The 21,684-nt window shown below is 31.6% G+C and carries 20 protein-coding genes and 1 tRNA gene; 9 read left to right on the top strand and 12 right to left on the bottom strand.

The genetic code is table 11. The features are described from left to right. The first annotated feature begins 71 nt into the window (after positions 1–71). Positions 72–1,406, top strand: coding sequence for an MATE family efflux transporter (locus AC3VJB_RS12080; RefSeq protein ID WP_253679305.1), 1,335 nt, complete (start codon positions 72–74; stop codon positions 1,404–1,406). Between the two features lie 24 nt (positions 1,407–1,430). After that, the gene (locus tag AC3VJB_RS12075) at positions 1,431–2,198 is read left to right on the top strand and encodes an enoyl-CoA hydratase/isomerase family protein (protein ID WP_437823528.1); all 768 of its coding nucleotides are present in this window, start codon (positions 1,431–1,433) and stop codon (positions 2,196–2,198) included. Positions 2,199–2,266: 68 nt separating this feature from the next. Here AC3VJB_RS12075 and AC3VJB_RS12070 read toward each other — a convergent pair whose 3' ends face one another. Both AC3VJB_RS12070 and AC3VJB_RS12065 read right to left on the bottom strand, forming a co-directional pair. Further along, positions 2,267–3,136, bottom strand: coding sequence for a sterol desaturase family protein (locus AC3VJB_RS12070; RefSeq protein ID WP_394420433.1), 870 nt, complete (start codon positions 3,134–3,136; stop codon positions 2,267–2,269). Positions 3,137–3,402: 266 nt separating this feature from the next. Next, a complete protein-coding gene (locus AC3VJB_RS12065) occupies positions 3,403–4,290 on the bottom strand; it encodes an AraC family transcriptional regulator (RefSeq protein WP_497667191.1) in 888 nt (295 codons plus the stop codon). Between the two features lie 137 nt (positions 4,291–4,427). Between AC3VJB_RS12065 and AC3VJB_RS12060 the strand changes: the two genes are divergently transcribed. The 3 genes from AC3VJB_RS12060 to AC3VJB_RS12050 all read left to right on the top strand — a co-directional run bounded on the left by AC3VJB_RS12060 (position 4,428) and on the right by AC3VJB_RS12050 (position 6,068). After that, a complete protein-coding gene (locus AC3VJB_RS12060; RefSeq protein WP_167712632.1) occupies positions 4,428–4,802 on the top strand; it encodes a lipocalin family protein in 375 nt (124 codons plus the stop codon). A gap of 3 nt (positions 4,803–4,805) precedes the next feature. After that, positions 4,806–5,351, top strand: coding sequence for a hypothetical protein (locus AC3VJB_RS12055; protein ID WP_073182319.1), 546 nt, complete (start codon positions 4,806–4,808; stop codon positions 5,349–5,351). 267 nt (positions 5,352–5,618) lie between these two features. After that, positions 5,619–6,068: a 6-pyruvoyl trahydropterin synthase family protein gene (locus tag AC3VJB_RS12050; protein WP_047788002.1), complete on the top strand. Its 450-nt coding sequence runs from the start codon at positions 5,619–5,621 to the stop codon at positions 6,066–6,068. A gap of 31 nt (positions 6,069–6,099) precedes the next feature. On the opposite strand, the gene pth is transcribed toward AC3VJB_RS12050, so the two are convergent. The 3 genes from pth to AC3VJB_RS12035 all read right to left on the bottom strand — a co-directional run bounded on the left by pth (position 6,100) and on the right by AC3VJB_RS12035 (position 8,342). Further along, positions 6,100–6,735, bottom strand: a complete 636-nt coding sequence (pth, locus tag AC3VJB_RS12045) for an aminoacyl-tRNA hydrolase (RefSeq protein WP_436411295.1) — start codon at positions 6,733–6,735, stop codon at positions 6,100–6,102. A 68-nt stretch (positions 6,736–6,803) separates the two neighbouring features. Beyond that, positions 6,804–7,379 (bottom strand): 50S ribosomal protein L25/general stress protein Ctc, encoded by a 576-nt coding sequence (locus AC3VJB_RS12040; RefSeq protein WP_047788000.1) that lies wholly within the window; start codon positions 7,377–7,379, stop codon positions 6,804–6,806. A gap of 21 nt (positions 7,380–7,400) precedes the next feature. Continuing rightward, complete coding sequence (locus tag AC3VJB_RS12035) at positions 7,401–8,342, bottom strand: ribose-phosphate pyrophosphokinase (protein WP_047787999.1); 942 nt, start codon at positions 8,340–8,342, stop codon at positions 7,401–7,403. A 111-nt stretch (positions 8,343–8,453) separates the two neighbouring features. Here AC3VJB_RS12035 and AC3VJB_RS12030 point away from each other — a divergent pair. Next, positions 8,454–8,537 (top strand) — tRNA-Leu (locus tag AC3VJB_RS12030). Positions 8,538–8,720: 183 nt separating this feature from the next. After that, complete coding sequence (katG, locus tag AC3VJB_RS12025; protein WP_497667190.1) at positions 8,721–11,003, top strand: catalase/peroxidase HPI; 2,283 nt, start codon at positions 8,721–8,723, stop codon at positions 11,001–11,003. 99 nt (positions 11,004–11,102) lie between these two features. On the opposite strand, the gene AC3VJB_RS12020 is transcribed toward katG, so the two are convergent. The 5 genes from AC3VJB_RS12020 to moaA form a co-directional block, all read right to left on the bottom strand. Further along, entirely contained in the window at positions 11,103–12,221 is a 1,119-nt protein-coding gene (locus AC3VJB_RS12020) for an NTP transferase domain-containing protein (RefSeq protein ID WP_497667189.1), read from the bottom strand. Next, complete coding sequence (moaC, locus tag AC3VJB_RS12015) at positions 12,214–12,690, bottom strand: cyclic pyranopterin monophosphate synthase MoaC (RefSeq protein WP_437823524.1); 477 nt, start codon at positions 12,688–12,690, stop codon at positions 12,214–12,216. The genes AC3VJB_RS12020 and moaC overlap by 8 nt, the downstream gene beginning before the upstream one ends. Before the next feature lie 143 nt (positions 12,691–12,833). Continuing rightward, on the bottom strand, positions 12,834–13,073 hold the full coding sequence (locus AC3VJB_RS12010; protein WP_317039771.1) for a four helix bundle protein: 240 nt from the start codon (positions 13,071–13,073) through the stop codon (positions 12,834–12,836). 34 nt (positions 13,074–13,107) lie between these two features. Beyond that, positions 13,108–14,304 carry a molybdopterin molybdotransferase MoeA gene (locus tag AC3VJB_RS12005; RefSeq protein WP_497667188.1) on the bottom strand — a complete coding sequence of 399 codons (1,197 nt, stop codon included), beginning with the start codon at positions 14,302–14,304 and terminating at the stop codon, positions 13,108–13,110. Between the two features lie 69 nt (positions 14,305–14,373). Continuing rightward, positions 14,374–15,363 (bottom strand): GTP 3',8-cyclase MoaA, encoded by a 990-nt coding sequence (gene moaA / locus AC3VJB_RS12000; RefSeq protein WP_497667187.1) that lies wholly within the window; start codon positions 15,361–15,363, stop codon positions 14,374–14,376. Positions 15,364–15,429: 66 nt separating this feature from the next. Here moaA and uvrC point away from each other — a divergent pair, with 66 nt between their 5' ends. Both uvrC and AC3VJB_RS11990 read left to right on the top strand, forming a co-directional pair. Next, positions 15,430–17,226, top strand: coding sequence for an excinuclease ABC subunit UvrC (gene uvrC, locus AC3VJB_RS11995; RefSeq protein ID WP_464838582.1), 1,797 nt, complete (start codon positions 15,430–15,432; stop codon positions 17,224–17,226). Next, complete coding sequence (locus AC3VJB_RS11990) at positions 17,223–19,412, top strand: patatin-like phospholipase family protein (protein WP_253679323.1); 2,190 nt, start codon at positions 17,223–17,225, stop codon at positions 19,410–19,412. The genes uvrC and AC3VJB_RS11990 overlap by 4 nt, the downstream gene beginning before the upstream one ends. Positions 19,413–19,470: 58 nt before the next feature. On the opposite strand, the gene AC3VJB_RS11985 is transcribed toward AC3VJB_RS11990, so the two are convergent. Next, positions 19,471–21,015: an Rne/Rng family ribonuclease gene (locus AC3VJB_RS11985; protein WP_349264756.1), complete on the bottom strand. Its 1,545-nt coding sequence runs from the start codon at positions 21,013–21,015 to the stop codon at positions 19,471–19,473. 292 nt (positions 21,016–21,307) lie between these two features. Continuing rightward, a complete protein-coding gene (locus tag AC3VJB_RS11980) occupies positions 21,308–21,598 on the bottom strand; it encodes an HU family DNA-binding protein (protein ID WP_047787990.1) in 291 nt (96 codons plus the stop codon). Positions 21,599–21,684: the final 86 nt, after the last annotated feature.

The raw sequence follows: 21,684 nt of genomic DNA, 5'->3' as shown, positions 1-21,684 counted from the left end.
ATAACATTAATAGAACAATACACTGCAATTTCATTTTCCAACTTCAATAATAGTTATTTTTGTTAACTATTATGCAACACAACATTAGTTTTAAACACATAAATAAATTAGCAATGCCTGCATTAATTGCAGGTGTTGCTGAACCGTTACTTTCTACCACAGATTTAGCCATCGTAGGTAACATTGAGCACAATGCTACCGAAAGTATTGCTGCGATTGGTATTGTAGGGGCTTTTTTATCCATGTTAATTTGGGTATTTGGGCAAACACGTAGCGGAATTTCTTCTATCGTTTCTCAATATTTAGGAGCTGATAAACTTGACGAAATAAAAAACCTACCAGCACAAGCTATTGTTATTGTGTTAGGAGTAAGTGCGCTTATTTTAGGAATCAGTTACCCTTTTGCAAAAGAAATTTTTGAGTTGTATAATGCTTCAGGAACCATTTTAGACTATTCTGTTTCGTATTACAAAATTCGTGTTTTCGGATTCCCGTTTACGCTTTTTACGATTGCTGTTTTTGGTACGTTTAGAGGGTTGCAAAACACGTATTATCCGATGGTAATAGCACTCATAGGTACGTTTATTAATATAGGGTTGGATGTTGTATTGGTATATGGAATAGAAGGCTTGATTCCTGCAATGCATATTCAAGGTGCAGCCTATGCAAGTGTTGTAGCACAAGCTACTATGGCAATAATTTCGGCGGTATTATTGTTAAAGAAGACAGATATTCCATTAAGGTTCAACCTGCCTCTTAATGCTGAAATACCAAAGTTTATAAACATGGTTTTAAATTTATTTGTGCGAACTATAGCGTTAAATGTTGCTTTATATTTTGGTACTTCCTATGCTACTGATTATGGCGACGCTTATATCGCAGCTTATACGATTGGTTTCAATTTATGGCTTATGGGCGCTTTTATGATTGACGGCTACTCTTCTGCAGGAAATATATTATCAGGAAAATTATTAGGAGCAAAAGCATATAAAACCTTAGTCATGTTAGGAAATCGATTAATTACATACGGATTCCTTTTCGGACTCTTACTCACAGTTGTAGGTTTTGTTTTATATCAATTTATAGGAAAAATATTCACGAAAGAACCTGAGGTTTTAAAACAATTTTACAATACTTTTTGGATTATTTTACTCATGCAGCCTGTATGTTCTATCGCTTTTATTTATGACGGAATGTTTAAAGGTATGGGAGAAATGAAGTACTTACGAAACGTTTTATTATTAGCAACAGGATTCGTATTTGTCCCAACCTTATTATTTTTTGATTCACTAGATTATAAACTGTATGCTATTTGGATTGCTTTTTTCCTGTGGATGATTGCTAGAGGAACTCCATTAATTATAAAGTTTAGAAGAAAGTTTTTACCACTTGCTCAAAAAACGTAATTTTGAGCAAACAACAATAAACAAATGACTACAACTAGAGAAAACGGAAGTTTATATACACATATTGAAAATAAGATTGCTACGGTTGAATTTGGGCATCCAGCAAGTAACTCCTTTCCAAGTGTGTTATTAGAACGTTTAGCAAATGAATTTGATAAGCTTTCAATTAATAATGAAGTTTCAGTAATTGTACTAAAATCAGAAGGAGAACGAGCTTTTTGTGCTGGAGCTTCTTTTGATGAATTGGTAGCAATTGATAATTTAGAAGATGGGAAAGCTTTTTTCTCAGGGTTTGCCAATGTAATTAATGCGATGCGTCGTTGTTCAAAGTTAATTGTTGGTAGAGTACAAGGAAAAACTGTGGGCGGTGGAGTTGGATTAGCAGCTGCTTGTGATTATGTATTAGCTACAGAGCACGCTTCTATTAAACTTTCTGAGTTTACGATAGGTATTGGTCCGTTTGTAATTGCTCCTGCCGTAGAACGCAAAATAAGCGTAAGTGGATTAGCAGAGTTAACCTTAGATGCAACAAGCTGGAAAAATGCGTATTGGGCTAAAGAAAAAGGGTTGTATGCGCGTGTTTTTGAAACACAAAGGGAATTAGATAAAGAGGTTGAAATCTTATCAGAAAAATTAGCTTCGTATAACCCAGAAGCATTGGTTGAAATGAAAAAAGCGTTGTGGATTGGAACCGAGCACTGGGAAGAACTGTTAATAGAACGTGCAGAGACTTCTGGAAAGCTTGTTTTATCTGAGTTTACCAAAAAAGCCTTAGAAAAATTTAAGAAGTAAAAAAGTACGATATTAGGTATAAATTTTAAAATAACTAATACCGTTACAAATATCATAGTAAAATAAACTTATTTACTTTTAAAATAATCAGGCTTCCAAATTAGGTTTCCAAAAATTATTTTTAGCTTATGTTTTAGTGTTTTACATCTTTTTACTTCTTTGTAAATATTAATATATTCTATAAAATTAATTTTAATAGGGTTGTTAGTTTTTATATTCTTTGTAAGCCCATAAACTACTTTTTCTTGTTCTCTTTGAAATGTTCCAAAAAGTTTATCCCATATAATAAAAACACCTCCGTAATTTTTATCTAAATATTTTCGGTTAGATCCATGATGTACTCTATGATTGGATGGTGTGTTGAATATTTCATCTAACCACCCTAACTTACCAATTCGCTCCGTATGAATCCATGTTTGAAATTGTGCGACTAATATTAACCCTATAATAGCCTGAAATGGTGAAAAACCTATCAGTACCATCGGTATTAAAAAAGCCCACTCAAACAATCCTTCTACAATACTTAATCGCATAGAAATAGTTAAGTTATAATCTTCTGAAGAATGGTGAACACTATGGCTAGCCCATAATATTCGATGTTCATGCTCTAAACGATGCATCCAATAATACGTTACATCTGCTATAATAAAAGCCAGGATCCATGTATATACATTACTAGGAATCGTTATTGGTGTTATCCAATGAAAAGGCATTAAACAAATTACACCAATCGATCCTATAATTGTTTTTTCTATAAGTTGATTCATAAAAAAAATAGATATATTGGCTAAGGTATCTTTCCATTTTCTCTTTTTTCTAAACAGCACATCAATAATTATTTCCAATACTATTAAACTTGTATTAAATAAAAAAAAGTAACCGATATACAACATGATTGTAGACTCTTCAAAAAGTGATATTAATTTAGCAAAACTCATTTCTTAACTTTTTTTAATTATGTATTTAGGAATAGGACAAGAAAACCAAAATAGAATTGTTTCCTTGAGAAAAGCCAATTATACAATCCCAGAAGAAGGTAAGAATCTATGTGCCAATACTTGTGTAATTTGTAACTTTTCATGTGTTTTATTTGTTTAATAACACAAAAGTAGGCTGGAAAATGTAGGTGTGTTTGTTTATTTAGGACAAAGAGGAAGTATAAATTTCAAAGAAAAAATATTAATTTTTATTTGTTGGTTTTGCGTTAAACAATAGGAATGTAAATTTCTGTTATTAATTCTTCTTGAGGAGTATTTTTATCGTCATTTAAATAAAACTCTAAAATTGGTGCGTCCGCAAACTCTAATTGGATGTCATACATCCAATGTGCATAAACTGTATTGTATGTTTCAAAACAGCTTTCATGACTTCCTTTATGAACAAACTTGGCATATTTTTGAGAAGTAACTTCTTTAACTTTAAACATTCCTTTAACTTCAATTTTTTGTACTTCTGTAAGCATAATCCCTGCATTATACCTACAATTAACAAATTCTGTTATTTCATCATCATCCAAAATTTCACCAACAATAATAGTTTTATCAGTTAATAAATCATGCTTATCAGCATACTTTAAAAGCTGTTTCCATGTTCTTTCAATCCCTTTTATATCTTCATAAGTTCCTTGATATTGTAAATACAACATTTGAAATGATGGTATAATTTCAATTTCAAATTGTAATAAAGAATCATTTTTTTTATTAGGTTCTTCTAAAATTTGATTCGTAATTTTTTGTTGAAATGTATAAGAGCTTTTAAAGCTAGAAGGTGTACAGCGAAAATGTTTTTTAAAAGCTTTACTAAAAGCTGCCACATCACTATACCCAACTTCTAGGGCAATATCTGAAATTTCAATATCTGAAAATTTTAAATACTGTGCAGCTTTTTCTAGTTTTCTTCTTTTAAGAAATTGACCAATAGTTTCATGTTGTAACGCTAAAAATATTCTATTGATATTTCGATAAGAGTAAAAGGAAATATCTTCTATTTCATGTGTGTGAATTGATGTTTTAAAACGCTTTTCTAAAAAATCTAACAACTTATTATATCGCTCTATTTGTGTTGAGTTTTTCATTTGTGATGCTTTATCCATCAAAATTACAATAGTTTCTTACTTTATAGTTTGTCTATTTACGACAAAAGGTAATAAAATAATCATTGTCTTAAATAAACAAACTCACATTTTACTTGCCTTATACTTTTACCTGGAATTTAATAACCACTTGTAATATGTATCGAATTGTTTTACTTGTCTTCTTGTTTTTAATATCTCTATCTCTTTTTTCTCAAAAAAGTCTAAAATCTAAATTAATTGGAAAATGGCGCATTCAAAACTATGAGGTATTTGGTGAAGTGCATCAACCTTCTTTAAAAGAGAGTAATGATTATATCTTATTTAAAACTAACATGTTTTTTGAAGCCTTCTCTGAAGGATATCATGATAAAGGAACTTGGAGACTAAACGGGGAGACTAAAATATCTCTGATAGTAGATAATAATGAAATTTTAGATGCTACTGTATTACAAATTACCTCAGATTTTTTAACTATAAAGTACAACACTAAAGAATTAAACTACATTATTTTTCACTATAAAAAACAATAAAATATGCGTTGCTTATTTTGGTTAATTTTTTTTGTTAGCTTCGTTCATGCTCAAAACCCTAGCATAAGTAATAAAAAAGCTCCAAGAACTATTCATATACTTTCTTACAATACTGTTTTTAGTAAACACTATAAAGGATTTAAAATAAAATACTCTGAGTTTTCAGATACAGAGGAGGATTTTATAATTCCAACTGTATTTTCATTCAATAACTATCAATTAAAACCCAACCTTTTAAAGAGTAAGGGGTATAAAAGTTTTAATCAGTTTTTATTAGGAGCTGGTTTAGATGGGTTTATTAAATTTTACAAAGGTATTTATGTAGGTGTTGGTATAAATGTTCCTTTTGGATATGAAACAACTAGGGGTCTGAATAACGAAAAAAAATCCAAACTCTTAATTGGGCTTGAATCTAAACAAGGAATAAGGTTAATTCCTTGGGAAGAGCTAGGTATAGTTTTAGGTATAAATTACAAACAGCATTTTATCAATTCTAACGTATTAAATAAAGAATTTAACCTTGAATTGGAGTTAGGTGTTAATTTTTAAAGATTTTATTCTCTAGAGAGTGAAAAAATAATAGCATTTAAAATCAAATTCGTACTTTCGGCGAATAAAAGTAAAATATTATGGGTGGAGATTATTTATTTGCCATTTTAGCGGCGGGTGTAGCTGTAGTTTATTTCTTTAATAAATACAGAGCAAACAAAAAGTTTAAAAGAAAATAAGAGTCAATACACATCTTTAGTTGTCATTTAAGGCAGGTTAAAAGAGAAGTAATTTTTTAAGTTTATTTCACTTTAGAGATAGATATTTATGAGTAAGATTCGAATTACCAAGCAGTTTACTTTTGAAACTGGACATGCGTTGTATGGTTATGATGGAAAATGTAAAAATGTTCATGGGCATAGTTACAAGCTTTCGGTTACTGTGATAGGCTCTCCAATTACTGATACATCCAATGTGAAGTACGGAATGGTAATTGATTTTGGAGATTTAAAGAAGATTGTAAAAGAAGAGATTGTAGATGTATTTGACCATGCTACGGTATTCAATAAGAATACTCCCCATGTAGAGTTAGCTAAAGAGTTAAAAGACCGTGGACATCATGTTATTTTAGTAGACTATCAACCAACAAGCGAAATGATGGTGATTGATTTTGCTAAGAAAATTCAAAAAAGGCTTCCAGAAAACATAAAATTACACGGCATTAAGCTACAAGAAACAGATACTAGTTTTGCTGAGTGGTATGCTTCTGATAATTAATTTTTGAATAAGTTAACGGTGTAAAACGTAATTATTTTCCGTTAAACTCATTCATGGTATTAGCTAAACCAGCTGTAATAAAAGAAGTAACCGCTTTTACAGAAAAAGGAATACGCTCAATCATTGCGCTTTCCTCATCAGGATTCCATTTGCCTAAAACGTAATCTACTTGACGACCTTTACTATATTCAGCTCCTACACCGAAGCGAAAACGAGGATAAGCACCTGTATTAAACTTATCTTGGATGTCTTTTAGACCGTTATGTCCGCCAGAACTTCCTTTTCCTTTGATACGAATTTTTCCAAAATCAATATTTAGGTCATCAGTAATAATTAACAAGTTTTCAACTTGAATGTTTTCTTTTTGCATCCAGTATTTAACCGCTTTACCACTTAAATTCATATAAGTATTAGGCTTTAAAACAAGTACTGTTTTACCCTTAATTTTAAGTTTAGCTATATCTCCTAACTTTTCGGTTTCAAAAGAGCCTTCATGCTCTTTAACAAAAGCATCTGCGATTTTAAAACCTATATTGTGACGTGTATTGTCATATTTTTCGCCAATATTACCTAAGCCTACAATTAAAAATTTCTTCATAGAATCGTCTTCTTTATCTGTTAATTGTTTTGTAGAAAAACCAAATAATTGTTTAAAAAAAGGTGTAATAATCATACATCAAAAATAAAAAAAGCGCTACACATGGTAACGCTTTTGTATGATTATTGTTTTGCAGTCTATGCTTCAGCCTCAGCTGCTGCTTTAGCGGCGTTACGAGACATACGAACTTGAGCAACCACTGTGTTATCTGGGTGTAATAACGTATAGTTGTCATTCTTTAACTCAGTAACATATAATTTATTACCAATTTCTAACTCAGTAATATTAGCTTCAATAAAATCTGGTAAGTTAGCTGGTAATGCTTTTACTTTTAATTTACGTAAGTTGTGACGTAAAGCACCACCTACCATAACACCTTTAGAAGATCCTACTAAACGTACAGGAATATCCATAGTCACAGCCTTGTCTTCAAATAATTGGTAAAAGTCTACGTGTAAAATGCTATCATTTACTGGGTGAAACTGTATGTCTTGTAATACAGCGCTATATGTTACACCATCTAATTCAATCGTAGCAGTAAATACGTCTGGAGTATATACTAATGGCTTGAACGATTTTTCTTCAGCTGAAAAGTGAACAGGCTTGTCTCCTCCGTATAATACGCAAGGAACCTTTCCAGCATTACGTAAGGCTTTTGTTGCTTTTTTACCTACGCTTTCTCTTTGAGATCCTTTGATTGTAATTGATTTCATTACTTTGTTTATTAAATTTATTTACATTAAAAACTTATCGCTAATAGATGTATTGTCTTGAACTTTATGCATCACATCAGCAAATAAAGCGGCGCAAGATACAACTTTTATTTTAGAAATACTCTTTTTTAAAGGAATTGTATCTGAAACGATTAGCTCTGTCAACTGTGAATTTTGAATTCTTTCGTAGGCATTTCCTGAAAGAATTGGGTGTGTACAAATAGCACGTACACTTTTTGCACCACGTTCCATCATTAAATCGGCTGCCTTTGTAAGTGTTCCTCCTGTATCAATCATGTCATCAACAAGAATTACATTTTTACCTTCTACTTCACCAATGAGTTCCATATGAGCAATTACATTGGCTTTTTGACGCTGCTTGTAGCAAATAACAACATCACTTTCCAAGTATTTGGAATAAGCATAAGCTCTTTTTGAACCTCCCATATCAGGAGAAGCAATCGTTAAATTATCAAGCTTTAAACTTTTAACATATGGTAAAAAAATTGTAGAAGCATATAAATGATCTACTGGCTTTTCAAAGAAACCTTGAATTTGATCAGCATGTAAATCCATGGTCATAATTCTAGTTGCACCTGCAGTTTCTAATAATTTAGCCACTAATTTAGCGCCAATTGCTACACGAGGCTTGTCTTTTCTGTCTTGACGAGCCCAACCAAAATAAGGCATTACAGCGGTAATATGTCTTGCCGATGCACGTTTTGCAGCATCACACATTAATAACATTTCCATTAAGTTATCAGTAGAAGGAAAGGTTGATCCAACGATGAAAACTCTTCTTCCTCTGATTGATTCTTCAAAAGCTGGTTGGAATTCACCATCACTAAAATGTGTGGTAATTACATTTCCTAGTTTGGTTCCGTAGGCACTGGCAATTTCCTCTGCTAGTTCAATACTTTGTGAACACGCAAAGATTTTTGGGCTTAATTGATTTGTAGCCATTTACAAAAAAATATTTTTAGTTAGTGTTGTTGTTGGGGCAAAAATAAAACTATTTTAAGAGTTTAAAAGATATTTTAAATGAAATATTTTATAGATTTGCACTCACCAAAAGCCAAAGTGGTGGAATTGGTAGACACGTCGGATTCAAAATCCGATGCTCGCAAGGGCGTGTGGGTTCGAGTCCCACCTTTGGTACAAAAGCACACTATTTTTTAAAAAAATAGTGTGCTTTTTTTATGCGCCTAGTTTAAAAGTAGAGAATTACCACTTGCTCAAAAATAAATCTAAACTACATTAATATAAATTATTTCTATTTAAAATTTAAAAAACATAATTATTTCAAATATAGATTTGCTGAAAATCAATTAATAATTTATAATGAAAAAAATAATCTTAAGCGTAGTAACAGCTTCTTTGCTTTTTTCTTGCAGTGGTAAACAAAACCATGGAGAAGAAAAAGAAAAGGGAGGATGTCCTTTTGGTTTTGACAAAGGACACAAAAAAGAACAGTTAAAAGAAACTAAGTCAAACAAAGATTGGTGGCCCAATAAGTTAGATTTGGATGTACTTGCACAAAACTCGGAATTATCGAATCCGATGGGTGAAGAATTTAATTATGCTGATGAATTTAATAAGCTAGATTATGTAGCGTTAAAGGCAGACCTAACTAAGTTAATGACAGATTCTCAAGATTGGTGGCCTGCTGATTACGGACACTACGGACCTTTATTTATTCGTATGGCGTGGCATAGCGCCGGAACATACCGTACAGGAGATGGTAGAGGAGGAACCCGTATGGGAATTCAGCGTTTTGCTCCACAAAATAGTTGGCCAGATAATGCTAACCTAGATAAAGCTAGAAGATTGTTATGGCCTATTAAACAAAAGTACGGCAAGAAAATTTCTTGGGCTGATTTGATGATTTTAACAGGAAATGTAGCTATAGAGTCTATGGGATTAAAAACTATAGGGTTTGCAGGAGGAAGAGAAGATGTTTGGGTACCACAAGAGGATGTGTATTGGGGTTCTGAATCAGGCTGGTTAGAAAGCAGAAGGTTAAATGAGGATGGAGAGCTAGATTTAGAAGTAGAAAACCCTCTAGCAGCTGTACAAATGGGATTGATTTATGTAAACCCTGAAGGTCCAGATGGAAACCCAGACCCAGTAGCATCAGCAAAAAACATACGTATTTCATTTGGTAGAATGGGAATGAATGATGAAGAAACAGTTGCTTTAATAGCAGGGGGACATACCTTCGGAAAAACTCACGGAGCAGGACCAGCTGATAACGTAGGACCTTCACCAGAGGCTGCTGGCATTGAAGAACAAGGATTAGGATGGAAAAGTAGCTACAAATCAGGAAAAGGGAAAGACGCTATTACTTCTGGGTTAGAAGTTATTTGGACGCCTACGCCTACTCGTTGGAGTCATGCTTTTTTAAATACGTTATTTGATAATGAATGGGAACTAACCAAGAGTCCTGCAGGAGCACATCAATGGGTAGCAAAAGACGTTGGAGAGGTTTTTCCAGATGCTTTTGATAAAAATAAGAGACATAGACCTACGATGTTAACTTCAGATTTAGCTTTAAAGTTTGACTCTGAATATAAGAAAGTTTGTGAGAAGTTTTTAGAAGACCCATTATCTTTTGATAAAGCCTTTGCTCGTGCATGGTTTAAATTAACCCACAGAGATATGGGGCCTAAAACAACATACTTAGGATCAGATATTCCACAAGAAGAATTTATTTGGCAAGATCCTATTCCTATACGTACTCATAAACTGATAACCGAAGCAGATATCAATTCTCTTAAAAAAGAAATTTTAAATTCGGGAATTCCTTATAATCAGTTAATAGAAACAGCTTGGGCTTCAGCGTCTTCTTATAGAGGTTCAGACAGAAGAGGAGGAGCAAATGGAGCTCGTATTCGTTTAGAACCACAAGTTAATTGGGAAAGTAATAATCCAGCGCAATTAAAAAAGGTGTTGGCAGTTTATGAGAAAATTCAAAATAAATTCAATGAATCGTTAAAGGAGAAAAAAGTTTCCATTGCTGATTTAATTGTTTTAGGAGGATCCGCAGCAGTAGAAAAGGCAGTAGAAAGAGCAGGATTTTCAATAAAAGTTCCTTTTAATCCTGGTAGAATGGATGCTACGCAAGAACAAACCGATGTAAAATCTTTTGCTGTTTTAGAACCAATGGCTGATGGTTTTAGAAACTATCAAAAAAAGAAATACACACTTAAACCAGAAGAATTGTTAGTTGATAAAGCACAATTATTAACTCTAACAGCTCCTGAAATGACGGTGTTGGTTGGTGGTATGCGAGCTTTAAATGCAAATTATGATAGTTCAAAAAAAGGAGTTTTTACAACCCAACTAGGAGTGTTGACAAACGACTTCTTTATAAATCTGTTGGATATGAATACGTATTGGGAGCCTATCTCTGAAGAACAATTAATTTTTGAAGGAAAAGATAGAGTTACAAATGAGGTAAAATGGACAGCAACTAGAGCAGATTTAATTTTTGGATCTAATTCTGAATTAAGAGCTTTAGCTGAGGTATATGCGAGTAATGATGCAAAAGAAAAGTTTGCAAAAGATTTTATTGCAGCTTGGGTTAAGGTGATGAACCTAGATAGGTTTGATTTGAAGTCTTAAATAATACAGTACAAGAAGGAAATATTATAAATATATAAACCTATACCAAGATGTTTCTGGTATAGGTTTTCTTATTAAATCTAATTTTGTTTGTAGCTTTTAAGAGTTAACCTCTTTTATAGCTTCTTTATAATCTTCTGGAGTGTTGATGTTTCTAATTAAATTATCATCAACCTCAATAATTTCAACATCAGAATTAATTAACATTTTACGAGGACACGAATAACCTTGTGCTAAATAGGCTAATAATTTTCCGTAAGCTTTTGGTTCGTATATTGTGATTAAAGGTTCAGGAAATTCTTTGTTTTTTCCTTTAACTGTAGTTGCTATTTTAGATGGATTTCTTTTTTGTAATAATAATTGAATAAGCTCATTATTTACAAATGGAATATCTGTAGCCATTACCAACCATGCTGAGTTTGGATTTTTTTGAAAAGCAGAACAAATACCTCCAAAAGGTCCTAGATTTAAAAAGGTATCGTGAATTTCATTTGTCGTTTCTGGTGAGGTAGATAAATCTCTTACAGAGTAAAAAGTTTCTAAATTGTTGTTTTCTAGTAACTCTTTTACATGTTCTTTTTGAGGCTTTTTATAGTACAATAATTCCGATTTGTCACGACCCATTCGAGTACTTTTCCCGCCTATTAAAACCAACCCTTTTACAGGAGCAATATTTTCTTTAATGAGATTATGTATATGATTAGATATTTTATCAATCTCATTAATCGTATAAGAGGTGCTATTTTTGATGTTTGGAAAACGTTCTAACAAACAATCAAAATATCTTGAGTTTTTATTCAACTTAACTATAAACTGAATGTTTGTTAATTGATCTAACCTTTTTTTTACAGAAGCTTCTTTCTCATCATCTAAAATCAAAATTTGTTTCGCCCCTTCGTAATGATTTCCATTAATAAAGACAAAATCGTGATTGTAAAACTGTAAACGTTGTTCGTACTTGTTTACAGGTGAAGAAGTGTTTATTTGTAAATTTCCTTCATGATGAAAGGTATATTCAGCTAACGTATTTTGTTCGACATCTTTAGCATGTGAAGCGTCGAAATATCCTAAATTGTATTGTGATAATTTTTTTGAGACTTCATGAACTAAATCAGCAATAATTCTACATTTGGTTCCTAAGATAGCTACTTCATTAGGCGCAAAATTATCATTATACTTCTTAACTAGATTTGTATGTTTAGTATGTTTTTTATCCATTTTTAATATCCGATTTACCACCAGTTTTCTCTACCAATTTCACTTCTTGAATCACCATTTTTTGACTGATTGCTTTACACATATCGTAAATGGTTAAACAAGTTGCAGAAGCTCCTGTAAGCGCTTCCATTTCTACTCCTGTTTTTCCTTCAATGGTTACTTTACAAAAAACCACTACATACTCATCGTCTACAATATTGATGTCAATATCCACTCCATTGATTAACAAAGGATGACACATTGGAATAATATCAGAGGTTTTTTTCACTGCTTGAATTCCAGCAATGATAGCGGTTTGAAAAACAGGTCCTTTTTTAGTGATGAGTTCATTATTGGTAAAATGACTTACAATTTTTGAACCTAAAAACATAGTAGCTTTAGCAATGGCTGTACGTTTCGTGATTTTTTTATCAGAAACATTTACCATTTTAGGTTGATTTTGTTCGTTTATGTGGGAAAAGTTGCTCACTTTGTATAAATTTTAAATGTTGAGTTTTTAATTTTTAGTTAAACTCTGTTGTGATGTTTTTACAATTGCTGTTAATAGCCTAATTAGCTCGTGAATGTCCGAAAGTATATCTGTAATATCAATATTTGTTAAGTCACTTTCTTTTAATAAACGTAACCAATATTAGTTTCTCTAGCTTCTTTTGAAGAAATAGACATTTTAGAAATAAAGTCTCTCTTACTTTGACCAGCTAAAGCCTCTTCTATATTTGCTCCTATTGAAGTTCCACTTCTTAAAAGCTGTTTTGAAATTATAAACTCTTTTTCTTGTTGTAGTTTTTTGTACAGAGAAATTATTTTTAAAGAGAATTGAAAACTCTTGCCTTGAACAATACTTTCCTTCATTTTAAATTTTTAACTCAAAACTAAACATTAATAATTAAAAACCCCGATACGTTAGTATCGGAAAAACACTTCCTTTTTTAAATTCTATCTCTTCAGTTTTTGGGAGTTCAATAAAACCATCAGCCTCGACCAAACTAGCTAAATCACCAGAGCCATTTCCTTGTATTGGAGTTGCGTATACTTGTCCGTTTTCCGAGGTTAATTTTACTTGTAAAAAACAGCTTAGATTAGGTTTAAAAGTAATGTCTTTTGCTAAAGTTGCTGTTTGTTTTTCTTGTTGTACACCTATAGATTTATAATACCAAGGATAAAAATAGACCAAACAATTTACAAAGGTTGAAACTGGATTTCCAGGAAAAGCAAACACTTTGCAGTTATCGGTAACACCAGCCCAAAAAGGTTTTCCTGGTCTTTGTGAAACTCTATGGAATAATTTTTTAACACCCAATTCATCTAAAACTTCGGGTAAAAAATCAAACTTACCTTTACTAACAGCACCACTAAATAAAAGCACGTCATATTCTTGTAGAAAAGACGCTATATTTTCTTTTAAAACTTGTTTTTCATCAGTAATATGAGCTGTATCTGCTGGGATTTTTAAATCGTTCAATAAGGAAACTAATGTGTATACATTGCTTCTACGAATTTGGTGGTCTAACGGATATTCATTTACATCAACCAATTCATCACCTGTAGAAACAATCATTACTTTAGGTTGCTTGGCAACTTTAACAGTGGCTTTACCTACAGTAGCTAATACTCCAATTTCAGCAGCAGAAATTATAGTGTTCTTTTTTATTAGAATTGTACCTTCACTTTTATCAGAACCCTGTGTGTGTATGTTTTGTCCTTCTTTAATTTCATCAATAGTAATAGTGGCTACTAACGTATTAATATCAACATCTTCATAGCGAATTACCGTGTCAGTATTGTTAGGTAATACAGCTCCTGTCATTACCTCATAGCAGTTGGCTGCATTATCTAGTGTTTGTTGTGGACTTCCAGCAGCTTGGATTCCTTCAATTTTAAAATCGCGAACACCGTGTTCAAAAAAACGATGATTGATAGCAATACCATCCATTGCCACTCGGTTGAATGGAGGAAAATCTCTATCGGCAACAATATCTTCCTTTAAAACTCTTCCGACAGCTTCTAAAAATGGAACTTCTTCAATTCCGAAATCTTGTGTGTTTTCTAAAATTATATGTTTGGCTTCTTCTACTGTTATCATATGTTAAAGTGTAACTGTTAAAAAGTTTAATTGTTACATTTTTCAAATTATCTAATTGATACATTGAAATTACCCCCCAATCGTACTCATACTTTCGGTTACGTTTCCTTTTCTATTTGCCTCAGCAACAAAACCATTTTCAGGTTTTTCTTTTATCAATGATAAAAACAAGGCTTTTAAGTTTTCATTGCTTGCACCATTTCTAATAAAGTCACGTAAGTTGAAAACGCCATCATCAAACAAACAGTTCTTAAAAGCTCCTGTTGATGTAATTCTTATTCGGTTGCAATCATTACAGATAGTACGAGTGAATGCAGGAATAATTCCTATAGTTCCTCTATGATTTTCTATAGAAAAATTTCTAGAAGTAGATGATTTTTTTGAGGGGAGCTTAGTTACAGTGAACTGAGACTGGATTTCATCTAAGATTTTGTGGTAGTTCCAAACCTCTTCTGCATTTCGTTGTCCTCTACCATTAAAAGGCATTTCTTCAATAAAACGAACTGCAATATCCTTGTCTTTAGTAAGCTGCACAAAATTGTTAATTTCATCAGTGTTAAATCCAGACTGAACAACTACATTCAGTTTTAAATTCAACGAACTTTTTTCTAATAACTCAAAGGTTTTATATACTTCTGGGAAAACATCTCTACGGGTAATTTTAGCAAACTTTTCAGGGTGTAAACTATCAATGCTTAAATTGATATTCTTTACCTTTTTAAGGTTTTCTATCGTTTTGATGTGTTTGGAAATAAGCGCTCCGTTGGTCGTGATATTAATATCCTCTAACAAATCATTATACGATAACATTTCTAAAAAAGAAACAAAATCTTTTCTAACAAAAGGTTCTCCACCTGTTAAACGAACTTTGTTAACACCCAACTCAGTAAGTACTCGAATTATTCGGTACATTTCTTTGTAGGTAAGTAGCTCTTTTCTTGGAACAATATCAATTCCTTGAGCAGGCATACAATATTGACAACGTAAGTTACAGCGGTCGGTTACTGCTAAACGAACGTAGCTAATTTGTCTTCCAAAATTATCTATGAGTTTGCTCATATTGTAAAGGTAGTAAAACTAAAAATCATACCCTTTTAAAAGGGTAAAAAATCGTATTTTCGTAGTATGCCAACATCACTCGAACTTCAAGTACAAACACTACCGAACTCACCAGGAGTTTATCAATATTTTGATAAAGATGATACAATTATTTATGTTGGAAAAGCGAAGAATTTAAAGAAACGAGTTTCATCGTACTTTACTAAAAATCATGAGAATGGTAAAACACGAGTTCTAGTAAAAAAAATTGTTCGAATAGAGCATGTGGTAGTTGATACTGAAACAGATGCGCTACTTCTTGAAAATAATCTTATAAAGAAGTATAAACCTAGATACAATGTTTTGTTAAAAGATGATAAAACATATCCGTGGATTTGTATAAAGAAAGAGCGATTTCCTCGTATATTTTCTACAAGAAGAGTTGTTAAAGATGGATCGGAGTATTTTGGACCTTATACTAATGTACGAACTGTATATGCATTGTTAGACTTGATTAAAGAACTATATCCGCTACGCACTTGTAATTATGATTTAAGTCAAGAAAAGATTGATGCTGATAAGTATAAAGTTTGTTTAGAATATCATTTAGGTAATTGTAAAGGCCCTTGTGAAGCATACCAAAGTGAAGAGGATTATTTAGAGGACATCAGAGCAATTCGAAATATCATAAAAGGAAATTTTAAAGAAAGTTTACAGCAGTTTGAAAAAATAATGTTTGATTTAGCTGCAGATATGCGATTTGAAGAAGCACAAAAAATCAAAGAAAAGTTAGCTTCTTTACAAAACTATCAAGCCAAATCAACAATAGTGAATCCATCAATTAATAACGTGGATGTGTTTTCTATTATTTCTGATGAATCGCATGGATATGCAAACTTTTTCAAGATAATGAACGGTTCAATTGTACAATCCTATACCACAGAAATTAAGAAAAAACTAGAAGAGACAGATAAAGAACTTTTAGAGTTGTTTATTATTGAAACTCGTCAACGATTTAACTCGTTATCAAGAGAAATTTTTGTTCCTTTTAAAGTAAATGTTGGTAAAGATATTAAAGTAACCATACCTAAATTAGGAGACAAAAAGCGTATTGTTGAATTGTCTGAACGTAATGCAAAGTTTTATCGTCAAGAACAGTTTAAGCAAATAAAGATTGTAGACCCTGATCGTCATGTAAAAAGAATCATGGCACAAATGCAAAAAGATTTAAGACTAAGAAAAGAACCACGTCATATTGAATGTTTTGATAACTCAAATATACAAGGAACAAACCCTGTTGCTGCGTGTGTGGTTTTTAAAGATGGAAAACCGAGTAAAAAAGACTATCGTCATTTTAATATTAAAACAGTTGAAGGCCCTGATGATTTTGCTTCTATGGAAGAAGTCGTATATCGAAGATATAAACGATTATTAGATGAAAATCAACCACTACCACAGTTAATAGTGATTGATGGAGGTAAAGGACAGTTATCTTCAGCCTTAAAGAGTTTAGATGCTTTAGGTTTAAGGGGTAAAATAGCTATAATTGGTATTGCAAAAAGATTAGAAGAGGTTTTTTATCCTGGAGACCCTATTCCGCTATATCTAGATAAAAAATCAGAAACACTTAAAATAATTCAGTACCTACGTAACGAAGCTCACCGTTTTGGAATTACTTTCCATAGAAACAAAAGAAGTAAAAGTGCTATACAATCAGAATTAGAGCAAATTCCAGATGTAGGAAAGCAAACTATTACAAACTTACTGCGTAAGTTTAAATCAGCTAAAAGAGTAAAATCAGCTACTTTTGAAGAATTAAAAGAAGTGGTTGGGAATGCTAGGGCTCAAAAAATATACAAACACTATCATAAAAAAGGGGAATGAAAAAGTTATTAATTTTATTACTGCTGCCAACATTTATGTTGGCGCAAAACCAACCTAAAGTAGGACTGGTATTAAGTGGTGGAGGTGCAAAAGGGATTGCGCACATAGGGATTTTAAAAGAGCTTGAAAAAGCAGGTGTACAAGTAGATTATATAGGTGGTACAAGTATGGGGTCTATAGTAGGAGGCTTATATGCTTCTGGTTATACAGCCAAACAAATAGAAGAGGCTGTCTTAGAAACTAATTTTATAGATTTATTACAAGATAAAGTTTCTAGAAGACAAAAGCCTTTTTTTAATAAAGAACATGGAGAAAAATATGCTGTTTCGTTACCTATAAAAAAAGGAAGTTTAGGCTTGCCTTTGGGTTTGTCAAAAGGGCAAAACGTGTTGAATTTTTTAACAGAGTTATTAGCGCCAGTTGATGATATTACAGATTTTTCTAAACTACCAATACCTTTTTATTGTATAGGAACAAATATAGAAACAGGTGAAGAAGAAGTGTTAGAGAATGGCTCATTACCGTTGGCTTTAAGAGCAAGTGCTGCTTTTCCTTCGTTGTTAAATCCAGTAGATATAGACAATAAATTATTGGTTGATGGCGGTGTAGTTAATAACTTTCCTGTTGATGTAATGAAAAAGAAAGGTGTTGATATAATTATTGGAGTTAGTGTACAAGGAGAATTATTGAAAAGAGAAGAATTAACTTCTGTGGCCTCTCTGTTAATGCAAATAATTAATTTTCAAATGTATCAGAAATCAGACCAACAGGTTGAACTGTTAGATGTTTACATAAAACCAAATGTAATTGACTACAGTGTTATTTCGTTTGATGCTAAGAAAGAAATTTTAGAAGAAGGAGAAAAAACAGCTAAAATGTATAGAGTGGTTTTTGATAGTATTGCTAAGATGCAAACTAAAAAGAATAGAAGACTAAAAATATCACCAAAAAGAAAAAGGTTTTTAGTTGATAGAATTATTATAAAGGGTAATAAAAACTATACTAATAATTATATTTTAGGAAAGCTACAGCTACGTGAAGGAGATAGTGTGTCTTACAAAGAAATTTCTAAAAAAATAAACACATTAACAGCTTCAAAAAACTTTAAAAGAATAGATTATCATTTTGAAAAATCTTTTCAAGGAAAAAAATTAGAGATAACTGTAAAGGAAGAAAAAATACAATCTTTTTTAAGACTAGGTTTACATTATGATTTACTATACAAATCAGCAGTACTACTTAATTATAATCATAAAAAGCTGCTTTTCCAGAATGATGAACTTTCATTAGATGTAGGAGTTGGTGATAAAATAAGGTATAATTTAGAGTATTTCATTGATAATGGGTTATCTCCAAGTTATGGAATAAGAACAAGGTATAATACTTTTAATAGTGATTTTTTATATAATAAAGGGATTATAAATGGAAAGTATAGAGATTTTTCAACCTCTTTATATTTACAAACAACATTTGATAAAAAGTTTGCAATAGGTGTAGGAACAGAACATAAAAATATTAATGCAAGAACAAAAAACATTTCTACTGAAGGAAAAGAAGATTTTTTTGATAAAAGCAATTATATAAACACTTTCGCTTTTTTAAAATTAGACACCTATAACAAAGAGATGTTTCCAACAAAAGGGTTTTATGCAGATATAGGTTTTAAGTGGTTTATATGGTCTGATAGAGATAATAGACTGGATGAATTAATACAAGGTAGTGAACCTTTCCATCAGTTTTCACAATTGGGTGGTACGTTGGGGTTTGCAACTACTTTTTATGATAAATTGACATTTCAATATACTTCACAAGCAGGATATACGCTCGGAAAAAAATCGTTTGAAATATTTGACTATCGTTTGGGCGGATATAATCAAAATTATATTAATAATTTTATTCCAATGTATGGATACGATACAGGTGGGCTAAACAATCAGTCTTATTTAAGATCTGAATTTAACTTACGCTATGAGGTTTATAAAAAACATTATGCAATGTTTATAGCAAATTATGCTCGTGTTGAAGAAGATATATTTGAGGATGGAGATTTGTTTAAAAACACCAAATCAGGATATGCTATAGGGTACAGTGTAGAAACATTTTTAGGTCCTATAGAATTAAAATACACATGGTCTCCTGATCATTCAGATCATTATTGGTTGTTTAATTTAGGTTTTTGGTTCTAAAAATAAAAAAATCCCATATCAAAACGATATGGGATTTTTATTTCATAATAAGATTGCCTTACTTACTTTTTTTGTTTTTTTTCAAATAAAACTTATACTGTAAGTATTGGTAAGCATCTCGAGGTAATATTTTAATCCACTTTTTGTGTTGAATAAACCATTTAAAACGAATTGAATTAACGCCTTTTGTTAAATAGGCAGCTATAAACGGATGCACATTTAATGTGATTTCTTTATATTTTTTGCCGCTATTAAGTATACGTTCTAATTCTGATTCTATTTTATCTAATAAAACAATAGGAGCTTCAACTTCTCCATTTTTATTAGGGTTTGGTTCACGTGTTTTTATTTCTAATTCAGGTCGTACACGTTGTCTTGTAATTTGTACTAAGCCAAACTTACTTGGAGGTAAAATTTTATGTTTAGTACGGTCTAAAGACATTACATCTTTTAAATGTTGATATAGTTTTTGTCTATTTTCTGCAGACTTCATATCAATAAAGTCAACAACAATAATTCCACCCATGTCTCGTAATTGTAATTGACGAGCTATTTCACTGGCAGCAATTAAATTGACTTCTAAAGCAGTTTCTTCTTGGTTTAAGGATTTGTTAGAGCGATTACCACTATTCACATCTATAACATGTAAAGCTTCTGTATGCTCAATAACTAAATAAGCTCCTTTACTCATTGAAACTGTTTTTCCAAACGATGTTTTAATTTGTCGTTCAATGCCATATTTTTCAAAAATAGGAACATCAGAACGATGATGTCTTACAATATTTTCCTTTTCAGGATATATTTCTTGTAAGTACTCTTTAATTTCAACTTTTAAGGTTTCATCGTTGGTTACAATACTTGTAAAAGAATCGTTCATAACATCTCTTAAAATAGAAGATGCTCTGTTTAATTCACTTAATATTTTTGTAGGAGTATTATTATTAGCTATGCGTTTGCACATAGTTTTCCATCTATCAAGTGAGTTTTGTAAATCTTTGTCAAGTTCTGCTACCTTTTTACCTTCGGCAACAGTACGTAAAATAAGTCCAAACCCTTTTGGTCTGATACTTTTTGCTAATTTTTTTAAACGTTCCTTTTCTTTCGGATCTGCTATTTTCTGTGATACCGATATGCGGTTAGAAAAAGGAACTAAAACTAAAAACCTACCTGCAATAGAAAGTTCCGAACTAATACGCGGACCTTTGGTAGATATTGGTTCTTTTACAATTTGTACTAATAAATTTTGACCTGATTTTAGTACATCGTTAATACTTCCGTCTTTATTGATATCTTCTTCAAAACGAAAGTTTTTTAAAGTGAATTCTTTGTAATTACCTGTGCTTACTTTTTTAATGAATTTATTTAAAGATTGTACTTGTGGACCTAAATCGTGATAGTGTAAAAAACCATCTTTAGGATAACCAACATTTACAAAAGCGGCATTTAAACCAGTCATTACCTTTCCTATTTTAGCAAGGAAAATATCACCGACTGAAAAATTATGATCGCTCGTTTCTTTGTTTAACTCAATAAGTTTACCATCTCTAAGTAAGGCGAAATCAATATCAGAAGAATTGGAACGAATTATTAATTCTGTTTTCATTCTGAATATGGTTTTGTGCCATCGTAAATTTTTACGAAGACGGATTAAAATTTGTAAACAGGTATGTTGTTTATACCATTTAAGGTGTTAAAACCTTAATGTCAATGAACGTAATTTATAAAAGCAACGAAAAAGTAAGCTACTGCTTACTTTTTCTTATGGCGATTTGCTCTTGCTCTTTTCTTTCTTTTGTGTGTAGAGATTTTAGCTCTCTTTCTTTTTTTACCACTTGGCATAGTTAAAATGTTTTGTAAAACCTTTTATTGAAGGTTTTGGGTTAATACTTTTTTAATTATTTTACAGCTACTTTTGTTTTTACCCCTTCGGTAAATACTTTAGAAGGCTTAAAAGCAGGTATGTTGTGTGCAGGAATTTTGATAGTTGTATTTTTAGAAATGTTTCTACCAGTTTTTTCTGCTCTAGTTTTAATAATGAAGCTACCAAAACCTCTTAAATATACATTGTCACCATTCTCTAATGCATCTTTTACCTCTTCCATAAATGCTTCAACAGTGGCTAAAACATCTGCTTTTTCAATTCCGCTCTTATCTGAAATCTTAGATACGATATCTGCTTTTGTCATTATAAATATATTTTGTTTGTTTTCTTTTAAAAAATTGAGGGTGCAAATATATGATAATTAATTCATTCCGGAAAAAATAAGAATAA

Source organism: Tenacibaculum sp. TB-53, assembly GCF_059716285.2.
Note: the sequence above shows the minus strand (reverse complement) of the source record. Positions and strands in the feature narration are given on the sequence as shown.